The 20,253-nt window shown below is 70.9% G+C and carries 11 protein-coding genes; 6 read left to right on the top strand and 5 right to left on the bottom strand.

Annotated elements, in window-relative coordinates:
- Positions 1-153: 153 nt before the first annotated feature.
- The 3 genes from VJR25_RS16545 to VJR25_RS16535 form a co-directional block, all read right to left on the bottom strand.
- Positions 154-1,125, bottom strand: a complete 972-nt coding sequence (locus VJR25_RS16545) for a MoxR family ATPase (protein ID WP_324117022.1) — start codon at positions 1,123-1,125, stop codon at positions 154-156.
- A gap of 32 nt (positions 1,126-1,157) precedes the next feature.
- Positions 1,158-7,277, bottom strand: a complete 6,120-nt coding sequence (locus VJR25_RS16540; protein WP_324117021.1) for an Ig-like domain-containing protein — start codon at positions 7,275-7,277, stop codon at positions 1,158-1,160.
- 104 nt (positions 7,278-7,381) lie between these two features.
- Entirely contained in the window at positions 7,382-9,493 is a 2,112-nt protein-coding gene (locus VJR25_RS16535) for an acyl-CoA dehydrogenase (RefSeq protein ID WP_324117023.1), read from the bottom strand.
- 492 nt (positions 9,494-9,985) lie between these two features.
- Here VJR25_RS16535 and VJR25_RS16530 point away from each other — a divergent pair, with 492 nt between their 5' ends.
- The 6 genes from VJR25_RS16530 to VJR25_RS16505 all read left to right on the top strand — a co-directional run bounded on the left by VJR25_RS16530 (position 9,986) and on the right by VJR25_RS16505 (position 17,598).
- The gene (locus VJR25_RS16530) at positions 9,986-10,951 is read left to right on the top strand and encodes a hypothetical protein (protein WP_324117020.1); all 966 of its coding nucleotides are present in this window, start codon (positions 9,986-9,988) and stop codon (positions 10,949-10,951) included.
- Positions 10,952-11,286: 335 nt separating this feature from the next.
- Positions 11,287-12,546, top strand: coding sequence for a diaminopimelate decarboxylase (gene lysA / locus VJR25_RS16525; RefSeq protein ID WP_324117018.1), 1,260 nt, complete (start codon positions 11,287-11,289; stop codon positions 12,544-12,546).
- A gap of 148 nt (positions 12,547-12,694) precedes the next feature.
- Complete coding sequence (locus VJR25_RS16520) at positions 12,695-14,209, top strand: APC family permease (protein ID WP_324117017.1); 1,515 nt, start codon at positions 12,695-12,697, stop codon at positions 14,207-14,209.
- The gene (locus VJR25_RS16515) at positions 14,206-15,099 is read left to right on the top strand and encodes a universal stress protein (protein ID WP_324117014.1); all 894 of its coding nucleotides are present in this window, start codon (positions 14,206-14,208) and stop codon (positions 15,097-15,099) included. The genes VJR25_RS16520 and VJR25_RS16515 overlap by 4 nt, the downstream gene beginning before the upstream one ends.
- A gap of 121 nt (positions 15,100-15,220) precedes the next feature.
- A complete protein-coding gene (locus VJR25_RS16510) occupies positions 15,221-16,681 on the top strand; it encodes an amino acid permease (RefSeq protein ID WP_324117012.1) in 1,461 nt (486 codons plus the stop codon).
- Complete coding sequence (locus tag VJR25_RS16505) at positions 16,678-17,598, top strand: universal stress protein (protein ID WP_324117010.1); 921 nt, start codon at positions 16,678-16,680, stop codon at positions 17,596-17,598. Before VJR25_RS16510 ends, VJR25_RS16505 begins: the two co-directional genes overlap by 4 nt.
- A gap of 75 nt (positions 17,599-17,673) precedes the next feature.
- Here the strand turns inward: VJR25_RS16505 and VJR25_RS16500 are convergent, their stop codons facing one another.
- Together VJR25_RS16500 and VJR25_RS16495 are read right to left on the bottom strand one after the other, a co-directional pair.
- Positions 17,674-19,176 (bottom strand): MFS transporter, encoded by a 1,503-nt coding sequence (locus VJR25_RS16500; protein WP_324117008.1) that lies wholly within the window; start codon positions 19,174-19,176, stop codon positions 17,674-17,676.
- Between the two features lie 185 nt (positions 19,177-19,361).
- Positions 19,362-20,102 (bottom strand): NRDE family protein, encoded by a 741-nt coding sequence (locus tag VJR25_RS16495; RefSeq protein ID WP_324117006.1) that lies wholly within the window; start codon positions 20,100-20,102, stop codon positions 19,362-19,364.
- Positions 20,103-20,253 lie beyond the last annotated feature (151 nt).

Genomic DNA, 20,253 nt, shown 5'->3' with positions numbered 1-20,253 from the left:
TGGGGCGCACGACCCGGGCGGCGGCGCGCAGCCGGCGTCCAGCGAGCACCCCCAGCGACTGCAGCAGCACGCCGAACCCGACCCGCGGGTCCGGCGAGTGCGCGCCCGTCGCCTCCGGGGAGGGCGCGGGCGGAGCGGTCGCGGGGGCGGTCATCAGGCGGCGGTCCGGGCTTGCGGGGCGGCGACCGTCTGCAGGGCGCGGGTGATGACGGATGCCCCGGTGATGCCGGCGAACTCGGCCTCCGGGTCGAGCACCAGGCGGTGGGTCCACGTCGGGGCGGCGAGCGCCTTGACGTCGTCCGGGATCACGTAGTGCCGGCCCTGGGCGGCGGCCCACACCTTGGCGAGGCGGATCATCGACAGGGAGCCGCGCACCGAGACGCCGAGGCGCGTCGAGGTGTCCTCGCGCGTCGCCTCGGCCAGCTGCGCGGTGTAGCGCAGCACGGCGGACTCGACGTGCACGGAGGCGGCGAGGTCGGCCATGTCGGCGACGGCCGACGTGGTGATGACCGGGGCGAGGTGCGCCGACGGATTGCGGTCGGCGGCGCCCGCGAGGATGCGCTCCGCCACGGCCAGGTCGGGGTAGCCGATCGAGGTCTTGATCAGGAAGCGGTCCAGCTGCGCCTCCGGCAGCTTGTACGTGCCGGCCTGCTCGATCGGGTTCTGCGTGGCGATCACGAGGAACGGACGGCCCACCTCGTGCGGATGCCCGTCGATGGTGACGCGCGACTCCTCCATGACCTCCAGCAGCGCGGACTGGGTCTTCGGCGACGCGCGGTTGATCTCGTCGGCCAGCACGATCGACGCGAAGATCGGACCGCGGTGGAACTCGAAGCTGCGGTTGGCCTGGTCGTAGATCGTCACGCCGGTGACGTCCGACGGCAGTAGGTCGGGGGTGAACTGGATGCGGCTCGACGTGCCCTGCACGGTGGCCGCGAGCGCCTTGGCGAGGCTGGTCTTGCCCGTGCCCGGGGCATCCTCCAGCAGCACGTGGCCCTCCGCGAGCATCGCCGAGAGCACCAGGCTCACGACGTCGCGCTTGCCCATGAGCGCCTGGTCGACGTTGTCGACCAGGCGCGCGAAGGTGCCCTGGAACCAGGTGGCCTGTTCCGGTGTCATCGTCATGTTCTCGTCCTTGCGTTGCGTGTGATGGGCGGTCAGTACCACGTGACCTTCTTGCTGTCGCCGAACCCGCTGATGGTCACCCAGAACTGGTCCACGCCCGCCTGGCCGCCGTAGTAGCAGGTGAGGTCGACGGTGCCGTCCTGCGGGAAGTTGTAGTTCTTCCCGCCCCAGGTGCCGCCGTACGGGCCTGTTCCGTTGCAGGTCACGTAGTGCGTTCCCGCCGGGAAGTTGTGCACCGTCACCGTGCCGTACGCGCAGGTGGCGGTGCTGCAGTTGCTCCAGCTTCCGGATGCCCCCTTGCCGGCCTGCGCGGTCGGCTGCGGCTTGGCCACCGTGGTGGCGGAGTCGCCGGACCAGCCCGACCAGTCGCCGGCGGCATCCTGCACCTGCACCCGGATCCGGTGCGTCTCGCTGTACCCGTAGTCGCGCGTGATCGTCCCGCTCGTCGCGGTGCTGACCTGGTTGCCGTCGATCTGCACGTGCGCCGCGACGATGGCGCGCCCGTTGGGCGCCGGCGGCGACCAGCGGTAGGTGATGCTCGTCCCGCTCGCCGTCGCCGACACGTTGGGGCTGCCCGGCGGGCCGTACGGCACGGCGGCATTCGACGAGCCGGAGGCCGCACCCGTGTAGCTGGCCCCCTCGATGCTCGAGTACGCGCGCACGCGGACCGTGTAGCTCTGGCCGTTGGTCAGCCCCGTGACGGTGTTCGACGTGCCCGCCCACGCGCCCTGCCAGCCGCCGCCGTTGAGCGAGTACTGGTAGCGCAGCTCCGACGGGTCCGCGCCGTTGGTGTCGCTCGGCGCCGAGTACGTGACGGCGAGCGTGCCGTTCGCCCCGGTGGCCCGCGCGGTGGGCGTGCCCGGCGCCCCGGGAGCCGTGAACGCGCGGATGGGCGCCGACGTCGGGGAGTTCGCACCCCAGCCCGCCTTGTTCTGGGCACGCACCCGGAACGTGTAGTCGGTCGTCGAGGTGTCCATCGTCACGGCCTGGCTGGTCTGCGAGCCGGGCACCGGGATCGTCCGCACCACCGTGGAGCCCTGCAGCACGTCGAGGTCGTAGTTCGAGATGGCGTCGCCGTTGGATGCCGGCGCGTTCCACGACACCTGCATCTGCGCCTGCGAACCGACCGGGGCCAGGCGCTGCGTGGTGGGCGCCCCCGGGGCATCCGGCGCCTTCGCGGGCACCTCGCTCGCCGACCAGTCCGACCAGCTCGACGGCTTCGGAGCCTTGTTCACGGCCTGCACCTGCACCTGGTACGCGACGCCGTTCTCGAGGCCCTTCCACACCGTGGAGTTGCCGGTCACACCCGTCATCTGCGAGACGCCCGACGGCGGCGCCGGCGAGATCTGCAGGTTGTAGGACGACACCGGCGACCCGGGGGTGGAGGGCGTCTGCCAGGACACCTGCAGCGACGAGTCGCCGAACTTCAGGGTCGGCGGCTGCGGCTGATCGGGCGAGGCGTCCGGGCGCTCGGACTGCGACGGCGCCGAGGCCGGGCCGGTGCCGACCGCGTTGACCGCCCGCACCGTGAAGCTGTACGACACGTTGTTGGTCAGCCCGTCGAGCGTGCACGTGGTCGCCTCGCACGTCTTGCGGTAGTCGCCCTTGGTGGAGGTGACGAGATACGACGTGATCCGGGCACCGTTGTCGTTCGGCGGCGACCAGTGCAGCACGACGGTCTGCGACTGCACGCTGTCGACCGCGGGGGTGCCCGGGGCATCCGGCTTGCCCTGCACGGTCAGCACGATCTTGCCGTCGACCTGCCGGTCGGGATCCTGCGTGGCGTCCTCGATGCGGTATCCGACCGTCGCCTGTCCCACGTATCGGTCGCCGAGGGTGACCTTGACCTGGTCTCCGCTGACGCTCGCGCTGATCTGGTCGTTCTGAGCGGTCGCCGAGAGCAGCTTCAGGGGCTTGCCCTCCGCACTGAAGGGATTGAAGTCGTTGTCGAGCACGGGCACCGTGATCGTGTCGCCCTGGTGCGCCTGCGTGACGTCGTCCTCGACCGCGACCGGCATCGGGCGCGTCGATGCGCGCACGGTCACCTGCACCGTGCCGGCGACCGGACCCGTGCGGCCGTCGGTGATCTTCAGGGCCACCTGCGTCTGGGTGCCCTTGCGCGCGCCCGGCGCGGCGCTCACCTGCAGCTGCGACCCGTTCAGCTTGGCGCTGACGCCGCCACCCGGCTCACCGGAGATCGAGTACTGCATGCGGGCGAGGTCGCCGGGGTCCGGGTCGTGGGTGAGGGGCTTCAGGTCCAGCACCGCGGGGGTGTCGCCGGGCGCGACGTCCACCTGGGCAGAGGTGAACGTGGGCGGCAGGTCGCCGTTCGGCAGCACCGTGATCGGGATCTGCAGCGTGGCCTTGCGCCCGCTCGGGTCGTCCGGACCGGAGCCGTCGGTGACCTGCAGCGTCACCGCGTCGGGTCCGACGTAGCCCGCCGCCGACCGGTACACGAGGGTGGCCGCATCCTTCAGCAGGCTGCTGCCGTCGGAGTGGGCCGCCGACACCGTCGACGCCTCGGTGACGCGCACGCTGCGTCCGCCCGCCGCGACGATGTGGTCGGCCAGCGGGATCACCACCTGCTGCCCCGACTTCACCGTGACCGGCGTCGTGGTCGACAGCACCGGCGTGAGCTCCGACAGGGAGGGCACGTGGACGAAGGCGGATGCCTGCAGTCCGTCGGGGTCGGTGACGGTGTACTGCACGAGCTGCGACCGCTCCCCGAGAGCCACCCGCACCTTGCCGCCCGGCAGCACGGTGCCGCCGCCGTTCGGCAGCGCGACCGAGAGGTCGGTGCGCACGCCGTCGGGGTCGTCGTCGTTCGCGCGCACATCGACGTCCACCGTGCGCGCGTCGCGCTTGACCTGCTGGGCGAGCACGACGTCGTCCCGGGCGATGGGGGCGAGCAGCGGCACGTTCCGGTCGACCTTCACCATGATCACGCCGACGGACTCGGCGCCGTGGCTGTCGCGCACGGTGTACTGGATCTGCGTGGTCATCTCCTGACCCGGTGCGGTGACGATCACCTGGCTGCCGGAGACGACGGCATCCAGCCCCGCCACCTTGGGGACGGTGAGGCCGTTGCGCACGAGCGAGATGGTGTCGCCGTCGGGGTCGGAGTCGTTCGCGAGCGCGGACACCGCGACCGACCGGCCCGGCCGCAGCGTCACGGCGTCCTTGATCGCGTACGGGGCGTGGTTGATCGTGGATGCCGCGGCGATGCCGACCCGGATGTAGGCGGTGCCGGTGCGGCCGAGGCGGTCCTGCACCCGGTACTGGAAGGCGTCCACGCCGCTGGCGTCGGGGAACGCCTCGTAGTCGAGGTAGTCCTGGCCCACCGCGACGATGCGTCCCTTGGCGGGCGCGGAGGCGAGCCCCAGCAGCTCCACGGAGTCGCCGTCGGGGTCGATGCCGTCGAGGGCGATCGGGATGCGCTGCACCGTGCCCGCGATCGTGCGGGCCGTGACATCCTGCGGGCGCGGCGCGGAGTCGTCCTTGACGTTCATCGGCACGATCTGCACGGTGATGTAGGCGGAGTCGCTCTGCCCGTCGGCATCGATCGCCGTGTAGGTGAGATGGACGGTCTTGGCCGTGTCGCCGGCCTTGAACCGCACCGTGTCCTGCGACACGAACGCCTGTCCGTCGGCCGGCTGCGGCAGCGGCTCGACGAGGTCGGGGGCCACGTGCAGCTTGGAGCCCGTCGGCGAGTAGTCGTTCTGCAGCACGGGGATCGTGACCACGTCGCCGACCCGCACCGTGGCGGTGTCATCGTTCGCGACCGGCGCCCGCAGCTTCTGCGGCGGCAGCACGCGGATGACGCTGATCATCCCGACGGCGGTCTTCTGGCCGTTCGAGACGGTGTACCGGATCTGCGACTGCTGCACCCCGCCGGATCCGGTGTCGGTGATGCGGATGTCGTCGTGGTTGACGATCGCGGCCGTCGCCGCGGCATCCTGCGGCACGCTCACGCCCTGCGTGACGAGGATGCCGCCGGCGGGGTCGGTGTCGTTCGCCAGCACGTCGACGAGCACCTCGCCGCCGGCCGGCAGCAGAGCCACGTCGCGCACCGCCACGGGCGGGGCATCCGACTGCCGGCCGGCGGTCACGTCGACGCGCACGATGCCGGCGGCCGGGCGACCCGACGAGGCGATCTCGTACTGCACGTAGTAGGTGCCGGCCGAGGCCGACTGGAACGTGAAGGTGCTGTTGGAGTAGTCCGGCACGACGTCCGCGCCCGCGGCATCCGCCACGCGGGTGAGCCGCAGCGGGTCGCTGCCGGTGGAGATGTCGTTCTCGAGCGGGTGCACCGTGATGGTCTGGCCCGCGGGCACCACGACGTGGTCGGCGTTCGCGACCGGATCGGTCGAGCCGTGCGGGCGGATGTCGAGCCGCAGGATTCCGGTGGTCGCCTTGTCGCCGTCCGAGACCGTGACCTTGATGTCGTGCTTGCCGGTGAGGCCGCTGATCGAGCGGTAGGTGAGCCGCCCGTCCGGGGTGAAGTCCACCTGGTCGCCGGGCAGCGCCTCGGCGGCGGCGAGGTAGATGTCGTCGCCGTCCGGGTCGATCCAGTCCGGCAGCACGTTGTACGAGACGGATGCCCCGGACTCCACCTGCACCGTCGTCACGCGCTTCTGCACGGGTCCCCGGTTCGCCGCGCTGTACGGGCGCACGGTCAGCTTGACGGTGGCGTCGTCGCAGCCGCCGCGACCGTCGCAGGCGGTGTAGGTGAAGGTGTCGGTGCCGGATGCCGCCGCCGGCATCGCGATCTGGAACGCGCCGCCGTTGTCGATCGGCACGACGCTGCCGCTCTTCGGGGGGCTCTTGACCGTCACGGTGAGCACGTCGCCGTCCGGGTCGCTGTCGTTGTCGAGCACCGGCAGCACCGTGGTGCGGCCCGGTCGCACGCCGAACTCGTCGTCCTCGGCATCCGGCTTGTGGTTCTGCGCGGTGCGCTTGGGCAGCGTCGTCTGCGGTGTGGTCTGGTTCGAGTCGACCTGCTTGGTCTTGCTCGTCGGCGGCGTGAGGTCGCTCCAGTTGTCGACCTTGTTCAGACTGCTGCCGGTGAGCCACACCCCGCCGTCCTGCACGTCGTTGAGCACGACGACGTCGCGGTTCACGCGGAACCGCAGCTGCGCCGAGCTGCTCGCCTGCGGCACCTGCGCGCGCAGGTCGTCCTTCGTGCCGACGCAGTCGCGCACGAACTGGGCGGACGAGCTCCACACCGCGTACGCGCAGCCCTGCGAGTACACCGGCTGCGCGGGCTCGCCGGTGCCGCCGGCCGCCGTGCGGCTGATCCGGCCGTCGTCGAGCCGGACCTTCACCAGGGCGTCCGGCGTCTCCAGCAGCACGCCGTCGTTCGCGGCGCCCGGCTGCTGCAGGGCGGCTCCGGCATCCGCCCCGTCGACCTGCACGGTGCGGCCGCCCGGCAGCACCACCGAGCTGTGCGCCGAGTCGAGCACCACCGGCTCGTCGCCGACGGCGGTGACCGACACCGTCGAACTCGGCGTGACGCCGCTCAGGGACTGCCTGGACACCGAATCGCTCACGCCCTGTTCGGTGGTGTGCACGGTGACGAGTTCGCGCCGCTTCGGCGAGACCGCGTAGACGGTGCCGTCGGTGCCGACGGCGACCGCCGCGCCGCGGCCGAGCTTCGCCTGCGGAGTCGTCGAGGCCGCCTTGAACGAGCCGACGGACGAGGACGGCAGCACCCAGAGCGACCCGTCGCCGTCGTCGAGGATCGCGACGGTCGCGGCGCCCACCTCCACGTCCGACGCGCCGGGCAGCTTCGCGGAGGCCCGCACCTTGACGGTCGCGGGGTCGATCACGCCGACCGTCCCGCTGCTCTCGTCGTGCAGCAGCACGTGCTGGCCGGCCTGCACGATGTCGTAACTGTCGGATGCCGCGCGCAGCCCGCCGTCCAGCAGTGCGGACGGGTGGTTGAAGTGCCCGACCATGAGGTCGGCCTGCTTGGTGACCCAGACGGAGCCGTCGTTGAGCTCGACCTGCGTGGTCGGCCGCCCCTGGTAGGCCCAGGCGGCCCCGGCGATCGCCACGGCACCGACGGTGAGGACTCCGGCAGAGATCATCGTGCGCGGACGCGTGCGCAGCCGGCGGAAGGCGGGCATGGGTGTCGGCACCTCCAGGGGCATCCTGATCCGTCCTCGCACCCCCCGGCGCAGGACCCAGTCCGGAAAGTCTAACCTCGGTTGCGAAACGCACCCATGGGGAAACCTCCCCATGGACGCGCCCCGGATCAGGACTTCTTGAGCTTCTTCTCGGGAGTGGGCGCCGAGCCGGATGCCGCGAGGTCGTCGTAGTACGCGCGGGCTTCGTCCTGGCGCGCCTGCTCCGCCCCGAGCGCGATCGGCGCGCGCACGTGCTCCGGCTCGAAGCCCCACGCGTCGACGAGGTCCTGGGCGTGCGGCCGCAGGCGCGCGCACAGCCGGTCGATGTACGACGACACCGCGGCGGCCCGCTGGGTGGACAGGCGCCCGCTGATGATGTGCCAGGCGAGGTGCTTCTCGACGAGGCTCAGCCCGAAGAGGTCCCGCAGCCAGGTGAGCACCTGGCGGGTGCCGGCATCCTGCACCGCCGCCAGCGCGTCGGTGAACGCCTCCCACTGCAGCAGCTCGCCGTGCGCACGCGCCGCCTCGATGAGCTCGGACTGGTTCTCGTTGAAGAGGGCAGCGGCGTCGGCGGGCGACAGCTTGGCGGCGGGGCGCAGGCGCCCGGCGATGTCGGCGATCATCTGGTGCACACGGCCGGCGAGCAGGTCGTGCTGCTGGTCCTCGCGGAGGCCCCGCTCGACGGAGCGGGCGGTCGAGCCGAGGTCGCTCACCGTCTGCCCGAGGCGGCGCAGGCCCGCTCCGTGGAACACGTCGCCCACCGTCTGCCGGGCCGCGAGGCGCGCGATGGTGGCGGCATCCTTGCCCTTGAACTGCTTGGCGTAGTCGCTGAGCAGGCGCTTGCCGACCAGCTGCAGCAGGATGTTGTTGTCACCCTCGAACGTGACGTAGACGTCCAGGTCCGAGTGCAGCCCGACGAGGCGGTTCTCGGCGAGGAAGCCGGATCCGCCGCACGCCTCCCGGCACTCCTGGATGGTGTCGAGGGCGTTCCAGGTGCTCAGCGGCTTCAGGGCCGCGGCCAGGGTCTCGAGATCCTCGCGCTCGGTCGGGGTGTCGGCCCGGCCGGAGAACACGCCGTCGAACTTGCGCAGGAACACGTCGTGCGCGAACGCCTGCGCGTAGACGGTGGCCAGCCGCGGCAGGAGGCGCCGCTGGTGCTTGCCGTAGTCGAGCAGCATCACCTCGGGCGTGCCCGACCCGGAGTCGAACTGCCGGCGCTGGTTGGCGTAGGTGATCGCGATGTGGAGGGCCAGCGCGGTGCCGGTCGTGGATGCCCCGTCGAGCGACACGCGGCCCTGCACCAGGGCGCCGAGCATCGTGAAGAAGCGCCGGCCCGGGCTCGGGATGTCGCTCGTGTACGTACCGTCCGCGGCGACCTGGCCGTAGCGGTCGAGCAGGTTGAAGCGGGGCACGCGCACCTGGTCGAAGTGCAGGCGGCCGTTGTCGATGCCGTTCAGCCCGCCTTTGCAGCCGTCGTCCTCGCCGCCCACGCCGGGAAGGAACGCCCCGTCGTCGTCGCGGATCGGAACGAAGAAGCAGTGCACGCCGTAGTTGACGCCCCCGGTGATGAGCTGCGCGAACACGGTCGCCGCCTTGCCGTGCAGCGCCGCGTTGCCGAGGTAGTCCTTCCAGGCTCCGCGGAACGGGGTGTGGATGACGAACTCCTCGGTCTGCGGGTCGTAGGTCGCCGTCGTGCCGATGGCTGCGACATCCGACCCGTGCCCGGTCTCGGTCATCGCGAACGCGCCCGGCAGTTCGAGGCTGATGACGTCCGGCAGCCAGGCGTCCCAGTGCTTCTGCGTGCCGAGCTGGTACACCGCGGAGCCGAACAGCCCCCACTGCACGCCGGACTTGATCTGCAGGCTGGGGTCGGCGAGCACGAGCTCCTCGAACCCGGCGATGTTCGCGCCGTTGTCCTCGAGGCCGCCGAACTCCTTCGGGAACGCGCGGCGGGAGCCGCCGGCCTCGACCAGCAGCGACATCTGCTTCAGCACGCGGTCGCGGTGCTCGGGCATCGGCTGGCCCTCGATGCGCCAGAACTCCGGGTTCTTGATCATCTCGCGCGCCTCGCGACGGGTCTGGGCCCACGTGCCCAGCAGCAGGTCGGTCACCTGCGGCACGTGGATGCGCGGTTCGTCGGTGTGCGCGGCAGCCGCCCGGGCCTGCGCCTCGTCGGCGGTGTGCGGCGCGGTCGGCGCTCCACCGGCGGGGGTGCGCTTGTGCGCTGCGGGCTTCTTCATGCGGACGGCGTCGACCACGACGGCACCTTTCGACGGGGATGGGAGTCGAGTTCGACGGTAGGACTCCTCCAATGGATCCACGAACCGGTTGGATGAGCCGCACAATTCCCCCGGCCTGTGTGCGCCCGGCCCGTTGTGGCATCCTGCAAATCCCGCCCGGGTCCGGCCCACTCCCAGGGCCATCCCGGCCTCGAGCTGCCTCCATGGCCATCCCGGGCTCGACGTGCCTCCACGGCCATCCCGGGCTCGACCCCGCCCCGCCCCTCCTTCCGTTCAAGGGTCACGAACTGCTGCCCGCACCCGCAGAACGTGACCCTTGAAGTCGCGCGGCATACGCGGCCGCCGCCCCTCCTTCCGTTCAAGGGTCACGAACTGCTGCCCGCACCCACAGAACGTGACCCTTGAGCACCGGGGGTGGGCTGGCCGCGGATGTTATCCACAGGTCGCGATCGCGGATGGCGGCGCGCACGGCACCTTCGCCAGGCTGGGGCGATGACACCGGCTCGAAGCGACATCCCGCCTGCACTCGGCGACGTGTTCCGTGTCGGCCACGCCCGAGCGCTGGGTGTGACCCACGCCCGGCTGCGGGCCCGCGACCTGGATTCACCGTTCTGGGGCGTGCGCACCGGCGCCGAGCGCGCCGATGCGGAGACCACGGATGCCGAAGCACGACGCCGCGTGCTCGACTATGTGCCGCGCATGGTGCCCGGCTCCTTCTTCACGCACATCTCCGCCGCCGTGCTCTGGCGGATCCCCGTGCCCGTCGCGCCGGACGGACCCGTCCACATCGGAGTCCACGCGCCGCACCGCCAGCCGCGCGGCAGCGGTGTGCGAGGCCACAAACTCCTGCCCGAGCTGGCGCTGCTCCGCGATCTCGACGGGGTCAGCGTCGCGTGTCCGGCATCCACCTGGGCGCAGCTCGCCTCGATGCTGAGCATGCGCGACCTGGTCGCCGTCGGCGATGCGATCGTCCGGGTGCCGCGACTGCACGGTGGCCTCCCAGGCGACCCGGCATCCGCTCTCGGGACGATCGAACAGCTGCAGGCGGCGATCGACGCCGGGCGCCGCGTCGGCATCGACAAGCTGCGCGAGGCCCTGCCGCTGATCCGCCCGGGGGCATCCTCCCGGCCGGAGACCCACCTGCGCCTCGACCTCGACGACGGCGTCCTGCCGACGCCCGCGCTCGACTTCGAGGTGCGGGATGACGCGGGGCGCCTCCTCGGCATCACTGAGATCGCGTATCCGGAGTTCCGCGTGGCCGTCGAGTACGAGGGCGACCACCACCGCACCTCGAAGGATCAGTGGAACCGCGACATCGAGAAGCAGCGCGCCTATGCCGCCGCGGGGTGGGCGATGGTGCGCCTCACCTCCGAGCACCTGTACGGCGGCGGCATCCCGGCACGCACCCTCGTCCGCGCCGCGCTGCGCCGGGCGGGCTGGCGCCCGAACGCAGGCTGATGTCGCGGACGCATCGCACGGATGCCGCGCCTCGGCTGCTGAGGATGCCGCCCGTCGGTTCAAGGGTCACGATGTGCGGACCCCGCCAGCAGATCGTGACCCTTGAAGCAAAGGGGCGCGGCGATCCCAGTGCCGCGCATCGGTTCAAGGGTCACGAACTGCTGCCCGCACCCGCAGAACGTGACCCTTGAACACACACAGGCCCGCGGGCTCCGGCACGGGCTGGGCTCCGGCAAGGGCTCGGGCACGGGCCGCGGGCGGGCCGCGGCCGCTGCCCTGGGGTTGCCCAGCATCTGCCCGGCGGTTGACCGACCACGGACCCTAGGATCGGGCGCATGGCGCACAGCATCCTCGAACTCTTCCCGGCCGGCACCACCGTGGACCCCGACGGCACGCTGCGGTTCGCGGGATGCCGCGTCGACGACCTCGCCCGCGAATTCGGCACCCCCGCGATCGTGGTCGACGAGTCCGCACTGCGCGCCCGGGCACGCGAGTACCGCGACGAACTCGCCGCGCGCTGGCCGAACGCCCGTGCCGTGTTCGCCTCGAAGGCGTTCCCCGCCACCGCCGTGCAGCGCGTCATGGTCGAGGAGGGCCTGGGGCTGGATGTCGCGGGCGGCGGCGAGATCCTGAGCGCCCTGCGCGCCGGCATCGACCCGGCGCTCCTCGTGATGCACGGCAACGCGAAGACCACCGAGGAGCTGCAGCTCGCCGTCGACGCCGGCCTCGGCCTGGTCGTGGTCGACAACGAGAACGACGTCGACCGGCTCGAGCAGGTGGTGCCCGACGGCCGCACGCAGAACGTGCTGGTGCGGCTCGTGCCCGGCATCGAGTCGTCCACCCATGCGCACGTGCAGACGGGGCAGATCGGCTCCAAGTTCGGGCTCACGGCGGCCGCCGCGACCCAGCTCATCGCCCGCATCGAGGCGAGCCCCAAGGTCACGATGCGCGGCGTGCATGCGCACGTCGGGTCGCAGATCATGGACCCCGCGGAGCTCGCCGCCGCCGTCGCGCCGCTCGCCGAGCTCGGCGAGTTCCCGGTGTACGACCTCGGCGGCGGGCTCGGCGCTCGGTACACGTACGACGAGCACCCCGCCTCCGTCGCGGAGTACCTCGACGCGCTCATCGGCGCCGCGCGCGAGCACCTGCCGGCGAGCGCGGAGCTGATCATCGAGCCGGGCCGCAGCATGGTCAACGGCTCCGCGATGACCCTGTACACGGTCACGACGATCAAGCGGGACGCCCGCAACTTCGTCGCGATCGACGGGGGCATGGGCGACAACCTCGAGGTGGCGATGTTCGAGCAGCGCTACGAGGGATGCCTCGCGACCCGGATGGATGAGGATGCCGCCGAGGATGCCGTGATCGTCGGCCGGCACTGCGAGTCCGGCGACGTGCTCATCGATCCGGTGCGGCTGCCCGCGCCCCGCGTCGGCGACCTGCTGGCGGTGCCCAACACAGGCGCCTACACGCACACCATGGCGAACAACTACAACGGCTACCGCCGCCCGCCGGTGGTCTTCGCCGCGGACGGCGCGGCCCGCGCGGTCATCCGGCGCGAGACCTGGGAGGACCTCTTCGCCCGCGAGGTGTGACGACGCGCCGGTCGGATCGCGCACCCATTCCGTAAATCTGAGATCCCAGACAGCAATCGTCGCGATCGGCTGATTCCGGACCCTCGCTCAGGGGAGCCTGGAGGGACGCCGGTCGCCGATGACCGGCCCGACCCCAGGGAGAGTCCCCATGGCCGCACTCGGGCAGCAGCTGCTGCGCCGCAAGCCGATCGTCTTCCAGCACAAGTTCCATACGGGTGAAGAGCTGCCGCGCAAGCTCGGGACCTTCCAGCTCATGATGTTCGGCGTCGGCGCCACGATCGGCACCGGCATCTTCTTCGTGCTGAGCACGGCCATCCCGGTGGCCGGGCCCGCGGTGATCATCTCGTTCATCATCGCCGGCATCGCGGCCGGCTTGTCGGCGCTGTGCTACGCGGAGCTGTCCGCGTCGATCCCGGTGAGCGGGTCGACCTACTCCTTCACCTACCACGCCCTCGGCGAGGGTGCCGCGATCCTCGTCGGCGGATGCGTGCTGCTCGAGTACGGTCTGGCCGTCTCCGCCGTCGCGGTCGGGTGGAGCGGATACTTCAACGAACTGCTCGGCCATCTCTTCGGCTGGCAGCTGCCGACCGCGCTCTCCACGTCGTTCATGCCGGGACCCGACGGCGCGGCGACGGGCGGGATCGTCAACCTCCCCGCCATCGTGCTCGTGGGTCTGTGCATGCTGCTGCTGATCCGCGGCGCCTCCGAGTCGGCGACCGTCAACGCCGTCATGGTGTGCATCAAGCTGGGCGTGCTGGTGCTGTTCATCATCATCGGGTTCTCCGCCTTCAACGCGGACCACTTCTCGAACTTCTTCCACCAGGCATCCGGCATCGGCGGCGCGGCGGGCACCATCTTCTTCTCGTTCATCGGACTGGACGCGGTCGCGACGGCAGGCGAAGAGGTGAAGAACCCGCAGAAGGCGATCCCGCGCGCACTCATCGGGGCGCTTCTCATCGTGACCGGCACGTACATCCTGGTGTGCCTGGCCGGCATCGCCTCCGAGCCCGTCGCCTGGTGGGGCACCAAGCAGGCCGGCGAGGCAGGTCTCGCGAAGGTCATGGAGCTGGTGACCCACGCTCCGATCTGGGCGACCGTGCTGTCGGCGGGCGCCGTGATCTCGGTCTTCTCCGTCACCCTCGTCACGCTGTACGGCCAGACACGCATCCTGTTCTCGATCTCGCGCGACGGCATGGTGTCGAAGAAGTTCCTGCAGGTGAGCCCGAAGCACGGCACCCCGGTGTTCAACACCGTCGTCGTGTCGGTGCTGGTCGCCGTGGTCGCCGGGTTCGTCAACGACGCCTACCTGTGGGACAGCGTGTCGTTCGGCACCCTGGTCGCCTTCAGCCTCGTCGCCATCTCGCTCATGGTCATGCGCCGCAAGCACCGCGACCTCGAGCGCCCGTTCAAGGTGCCGTTCTACCCGGTGGTGCCGATCCTCACGGTCATCGTGTGCGCGTACGTGCTCACCAGCCTGCAGCCGATCACCTGGATCATCTGCACGTGCTGGCTCGCGATCGTGTTCCTCTTCTACCTGGCCTACGGCCGCCGGCACGCCACGCTCAATCACTACACGTCGGACGAGGAGATCTCCGAGCCCATCCACCCCGAATTGGAGGAGGCGACTCCCACGTCCGTCCGCACCGAGCTGGAGGAGCGGTGACGTACCTGGTCGGGTACGGCCCGCGCAACGAGGACCGCAGCGCCGTGGAGCTCGCCGCTCAGCTGGCGCGCTCCGAGCAGCAGCCGATCCGCATCGTGAGCGTGGTGCCGAAGGGCTGGGGCACTCCGGCCGCGGCGGGGACGGACCGGGAGTTCGAGTCCTGGGCCGCCGCCGAAGGCGAGGCCGCCGTCGGGCAGGCGCGCGAGGAGCTCGCGGAGCATCCCGCCGTCAGCGGCACCGCCGAGTGGGTGGGCGGTCGCTCCGTTCCGCAGACCCTGCTCGACGAGGCCACGAGGTCGGATGCCGCGATGCTCGTCGTCGGCTCCAGCGAGGAGGCCGAGCCCGGCAGGATCCGGCTGAGCTCGAAGACCGACCGCATCGTGCACTCGTCGGGCATCCCGGTCGCCATCGCACCGCGCGGCTACCGGACGGATGCCCCGGTGACCCGCGTCACCGTCGGATTCCGCGACGACGATGCGAGCCGGTCGCTGCTGACCGGGGTCGCCGAGATCTGCCGGCGGACGTCGGCGCGGCTGCGCGTCGTGACGTTCGTGGTGGCGCCGCGCCGGCGCCCGGTGACCGCGCGCATGGCGCACGCCGAGACCCAGGTGATCGGGTTGTGGACGGCCCAGGCGGCGGCCTCGCAGAGCGAGGCGGAGGCGCGCCTGCTCGCCATGGGGTTCACGGCCGAGAACCTCGAGATGCGTCTCGTCGAGGGCGCGGACTGGCGCGCCGCGATCGATGCGCTCGACTGGCAGGACGGCGACATCCTCGCGGTCGGCTCGTCGGCGACGCATCCCATGTCCCGCGTCTTCCTCGGGTCGAGCGCCTCGAAGATCCTGCGCAACGCGCCGGTGCCGGTCGTCATCGTCCCGGGCGCCGCCGAATGACAATTTGCCCACCAGGCAACGCGTAACGCGCGGTTGTCAACCTTGCGCCGGGCTGGGCTGGGCGTCAGACTTGGGGGCGCCGATCGAGGCGGATCGGCCCCAATCCCCCATGGAGCCCAGCATGACGACACTCGGGCAGCAGTTGCTGCGACGCAAGCCCACCACTCCACCTGCCGCGAACGAGGCCCATCTCAAGCGGTCGATCGGACTCTTCTCGCTGACCATGATCGGTGTCGGCGGCACCCTCGGCACCGGTATCTTCTTCATCCTCTCCGAGGCCGTCCCGGCGGCCGGTCCCGCGGTCATCTTCTCGTTCGTCATCGGCGGCATCGTCGCGGGGCTCACCGCGCTGTGCTACGCCGAGATGGCGGGCGCCGTGCCGGTCGCCGGGTCCACGTACTCGTACGCCTACGCCACGCTGGGCGAGGCGACGGCGATGGGCGTCGGCGCGTGTCTGCTGCTCGAGTACGGCGTCTCGACGGCCGCAGTCGCGGTCGGCTGGTCGCAGTACGTCAACCTGCTGCTGCAGAACCTCTTCGGCTGGGAGATCCCCGTGCAGTGGGCGCAGGCGCCCGAGGAGGGCGGCATCATCAACGTGCCCGCCGTCATCGTCATCGTGCTGTGCTCGCTGCTGCTGATCCGCGGCGCGAGCGAGTCGACGACCGTGAACAGCATCATGGTCGTGATCAAGATCTGCGTGGTGCTGTTCTTCTGCGCGGTCGCCTTCACCGGCTGGAACGCCGACCACTTCCACAACTTCGCGCCGGCCGGGCTCAGCGGCGTCATCGGCGGAACGGGCATCATCTTCTTCTCGTTCGTCGGGCTCGATGCCGTCTCCACGGCCGGTGAGGAGGCGAAGAACCCGAAGCGCAACCTGCCTCTGGCGATCATCTTCGCCCTGCTGATCATCATCACGCTCTACGTGCTCACCAGCGTCTCGGCGCTGGGCGCGCAGGCTCCCGCGAAGTTCAAGGGGCAGGATGCCGGCCTCGCCGTGATCCTGCAGAACATCCTCCATTCGACCTGGCCGGGCACGATCATCGCGATCGGGGCGATCATCTCGATCTTCTCGGTGACGCTCGTCTGCCTCTACGGGCAGACCCGCATCCTTTTCGCGATGTCACGCGACGGCATGATCCCCGCGGTCTTCGAACGGGTCAACCCGCGCACGATGACGCCGGTGCGCAACACGGTGATCGTCATGATCGTGACCAGCATCCTCGCCGCCGTCATCCCGATCAACTTCCTCGCCGAGATGACCTCGATCGGCACCCTCGTGGCGTTCCTCGTGGTGTCGATCGGCGTCATCATCCTGCGCGTGCGCGAGCCCAACCTGGAGCGCGGCTTCAAGCTGCCGTTCGGCTGGGTGATCCCGATCCTGTCCATCTGCGGCTGCATCGCGATCATCACGCAGCTGCAGGCGGTCACGATCTGGGTGTTCCTCATCTGGACGTTCGTGTTCCTGGTCTTCTACTTCTTCTACGGGCGCAAGCGCTCCGTGCTGCAGACCGGCCACATCGTGGGCGAGCAGGTCGACGTGCCGTTCACCTCGAACGTCCGCCAGCCGGGGGATGACCTGTGACGGTGCTCGTCGGGGTCAGCCCGGGGCACCGCTCGGCCGCCGTCGTCCAGTACGGCGAGCTGCTGGCGCGGTCTCTGGGCATGGACCTCGTGATCGCCGCCGTCACCCCGCGCAGCTGGCCGCCGAGTGCCCGACCGGTCGACACGGAGTGGCTGGAGTACGCGGATGCCTCGGCGAACGTCGTGCTCGACCATGCCGCCGCGATGCTCGCCGGCGACGTGAAGGCGACCTTCGTGGTGCACGAGGCGTCCTCGGCGCGGCGCGGCATCCTGGAGCTCGTCGACCAGCACGACGCGCGGATCATCGTGCTCGGCTCGTCGACGGCGGGCCAGATCGGCCGGGTCAGCGTCGGATCCGAGGCGGACGCCCTGCTGCACGCATCGCCCGTGCCGGTCGCGATCGCGCCGCGCGGGTATCGCGTCGGGAAGGGCGCCCGCATCACGCGGATCACCGCGGGATACAGCGGCTCGGAGTCGTCCGCCGACCTCGTCATCGCGGCCGCCGGCATCGCGGCGGCAGGCGACGGATCGCTGCGGCTCGCATCCTTCGCGGTGCTTCCCCCCGCGCCGATGACCGCCGGTGTCGGCGCCAACGCCGAGGACCCGATCCGCGAGGAGTGGGCCCGCCGGATGCGTGAGGATGCCGCGGAACTGCTGCGCGAAGTCGCCGAGCTGCCGCACACCCCGGTCTCCACCGACGCGGTCGTCGGCACCGGGGAGTCGTGGAGCGCGGCCATGGACGACGTGGAATGGGAGGCGAACGACGTGCTGGTCGTCGGCTCGTCGAGCCTCGGTCCCCTCGCCCGGGTGTTCATCGGCTCGCACGCGGCGAAGGTGGTGCGCCACTCCCCCGTGCCCGTGGTCGTGGTGCCGCGCGGGCGCGCCGAGGTGCTCGCCGCCCGCGCCGAGATCGGCTGACACACGCGCTCGAGCCCCGGAACCGATCGGTTCCGGGGCTCGTTCGCGTCCGGGAGGCCGCGCTGCGGCCGCCCGTCAGTCGCCGAGGTTGTCGATGTAGTCGATGTCCTTGGTCTCCTTCGACAGCAGCAGGGCGATGAGGGTCAGCACGCCCATCGCGGACAGGTACACGCCGACGAGCCACGGATTGCCGTCCCCGGTGAGCGACCACAGCCACACCGCCACGATGGGCGCGAGGGCGGCACCCAGGATCGACGACAGGTTGTACGAGATCGCCGAACCGGAGTAGCGCACATTCGTCGGGAACAGCTCCGGCAGGAGGGCCCCCATCGGACCGAAAGTCGACCCCATCAGCACGAAGCCGAACACGAGAAAGGCCTGCACGAGTGCACCCGTGAGCTTCGGGTCCGCCTGCGGCAGCAGGAACACGGCGAACGCGAGTCCGAACACGATGATGAGCACGGTCACCCAGATGAGCAGTCTGCGACGCCCGACGGCATCCGCGATCGGCCCCGAAAGCAGGGTGAACACGCCGAAGAACACCACGCCGATGATCTGCATGACCACGAAGTCGATGTATCCGAACCCGAGGCCCGGGTAGAACTGGGCGGCGAAGACCGACGGGTCGAAGGTCTTGCCGGCGGCGTCCGCTGCGGCCTTCGCCGTCGCCGTCGCGACCTCCAGGGACGCGGGCTTGGTGCCGTACGACAGCGTGAACTGCGTCATGAGGTAGAACAGCACGTAGGTCGCCAGCATGATGAACGTGCCGAGGATCAGGTGCTTCCAGTGGTGGCGGACGACGACCCCCAGCGGGAACCGGCGGATCGCGCCCTGCTTCTCGGCCTTCTCGAACGTGGCCGACTCGACCAGGCGCAGCCGCACCCACAGACCGATCACCACCATGACGGCCGAGAACCAGAACGGCACGCGCCAGCCCCACGACAGGAACTCGGCGGAGCGCTGGGCGCCGCCGTCGGCGTGGGGCAGCGCGAGGTTGATCACGAGGAAGATCGTGTTCGCGATGATGAAACCGAGAGGCGCGCCCAGCTGCGGGAACGTGCCGTACCAGGCGCGCTTGCCGGCCGGGGCGTTCTCGGTCGCGACGAGCGCGGCCCCCGACCACTCGCCGCCGAGCGCGAAGCCCTGGGCGAGACGCAGCACGAGAAGCAGCAGCGCCGCCCACCAGCTGATCGTCTGGAAGGTGGGGAGGCATCCGATGAGGAACGTCGCGATGCCCATGGTGAGCAGGGATGCCACCAGGGTCGCCTTGCGTCCGAACCGGTCGCCGAAGTGACCGAACACGATCGCGCCGATCGGACGGGCGACCATCGCGGCGCCGAACACGCCGAAGGAGGCCAGCAGCGCGGTGGTGTCGTTGCCGGTCGGGAAGAACAGCGCGGGGAAGACGAGCACGGCCGCGGTGGCGTAGGCGTAGAAGTCGTAGAACTCGATGGTGGTACCGACGAGGCTCGCCAGGATGACGCGGGAGCGCGGGTTGGCCGGGGCTGCCGGTTCGGCGGATGCCGGGTTCGGGGACGCGGGTTCGGCGGATGCTGTCTGGACAGCGGTGGATGACATGCGTGAAGGACCTTGCGGAGACGTCGTGGAGCGAAGCGGTCCTCGTGGGACGAGCCGGTGGGGGCCGTCCGGGCGGGTGTGGTGCATCGGACGAGCCGACGCTGGATCACCGGGACGCCGGCGGAGTCGCCGGCGCGCGAGCTCTCATCCTATCGCGATCCTGTGACCCGCCGATGAGAGCGGTTTCAGGCCGGGACGTCGGTGCCGGGGGCCGTGAGCCAGTGCGCCGGGGACGGCAGGGCGACGAACGCGACGTCGGCGGCGGCATCCGTGACGGTCGCGGTGCAGTACAGCAGGGACTCGGTCGGATACCCGTGCCCGCGGTTGTCGCGGATGATGGCGCGGTCGTCGTCGGGGCCGAGTTCGGCGCTGCGGGAGAGCAGCGCGACCCAGGCATCCGGCCAGGTCGGGTCCGCCCCGGGCGACGGCCGGGCGGCGCGGTAGTCGGGCAGCCAGTGGGCGATGCGGGCGGTGGCGGGGTCGTCGATGCCGTCGTGGGCGAGCATGTGCACGCCGGGCGCGAGGTCCGTGGTGACCAGGGCGCGGCCGTCCCACGCATGCACCCGTACCGAGGTGCCGACCACCTCGACGAGGTTGAAGCCGTGGGTGCGGGGCGCGGCATCCAGCGCGTGCCCCGTGACGGAGGCGAGCGGCAGCGTGCCGCGCGAGACCAGCTGGTCTTCGGGCAGATCGACGGTGTCGGCGCGGTTGAGCAGGATCGCGAGGCGAGCATGCGAGGGGTCCGCAGCGAGCCAGGCGCCGCCCGCGCGGATGTCGTGCACGCCGACGACGCCCGGCAGCTGCGGCCACCACTCCCCGAGCGGATGCCAGGGCCGCTCCGGGTCCTCGTCGCGCACCGCGAGCACGCGCACCGCGCCGTCGCCCCCTGCCGACGCATCCGGCACGTCGATGACCACAGTGCACATCGCGCGCTCCTCCTCCCGTCCCGGTCAGGGCCCCGTCCGTCCCGGTCAGGGCCCCGTTCGTCCCGGTCCCGTTCGTTCCACTCCCGCGTGTTGACTTGCCCTAAACGTACGGCAGCGTCGGCGTGTCGCGTACATCCAGGGCAAGTCAACA

The sequence above is a fragment of the Microbacterium sp. genome, assembly GCF_035277845.1.
Taxonomy (GTDB): Bacteria; Actinomycetota; Actinomycetes; order Actinomycetales; family Microbacteriaceae; genus Microbacterium.
This window is presented reverse-complemented; position numbering and strand designations above follow the sequence as displayed.

Bases quoted from the DNA above. Each gene is read 5' to 3' on its own strand.
- VJR25_RS16545 (WP_324117022.1), bottom strand. From the start codon at position 1,125: ATGACGATGACACCGGAACAGGCCACCTGGTTCCAGGGCACCTTCGCG.
- VJR25_RS16530 (WP_324117020.1), top strand. From the start codon at position 9,986: ATGACACCGGCTCGAAGCGACATCCCGCCTGCACTCGGCGACGTGTTC.
- VJR25_RS16495 (WP_324117006.1), bottom strand. From the start codon at position 20,102: ATGTGCACTGTGGTCATCGACGTGCCGGATGCGTCGGCAGGGGGCGAC.
- VJR25_RS16500 (WP_324117008.1), bottom strand. From the start codon at position 19,176: ATGTCATCCACCGCTGTCCAGACAGCATCCGCCGAACCCGCGTCCCCG.
- VJR25_RS16510 (WP_324117012.1), top strand. From the start codon at position 15,221: ATGACGACACTCGGGCAGCAGTTGCTGCGACGCAAGCCCACCACTCCA.
- VJR25_RS16540 (WP_324117021.1), bottom strand. From the start codon at position 7,277: ATGCCCCTGGAGGTGCCGACACCCATGCCCGCCTTCCGCCGGCTGCGC.
- lysA (WP_324117018.1), top strand. From the start codon at position 11,287: ATGGCGCACAGCATCCTCGAACTCTTCCCGGCCGGCACCACCGTGGAC.
- VJR25_RS16520 (WP_324117017.1), top strand. From the start codon at position 12,695: ATGGCCGCACTCGGGCAGCAGCTGCTGCGCCGCAAGCCGATCGTCTTC.
- VJR25_RS16535 (WP_324117023.1), bottom strand. From the start codon at position 9,493: ATGAAGAAGCCCGCAGCGCACAAGCGCACCCCCGCCGGTGGAGCGCCG.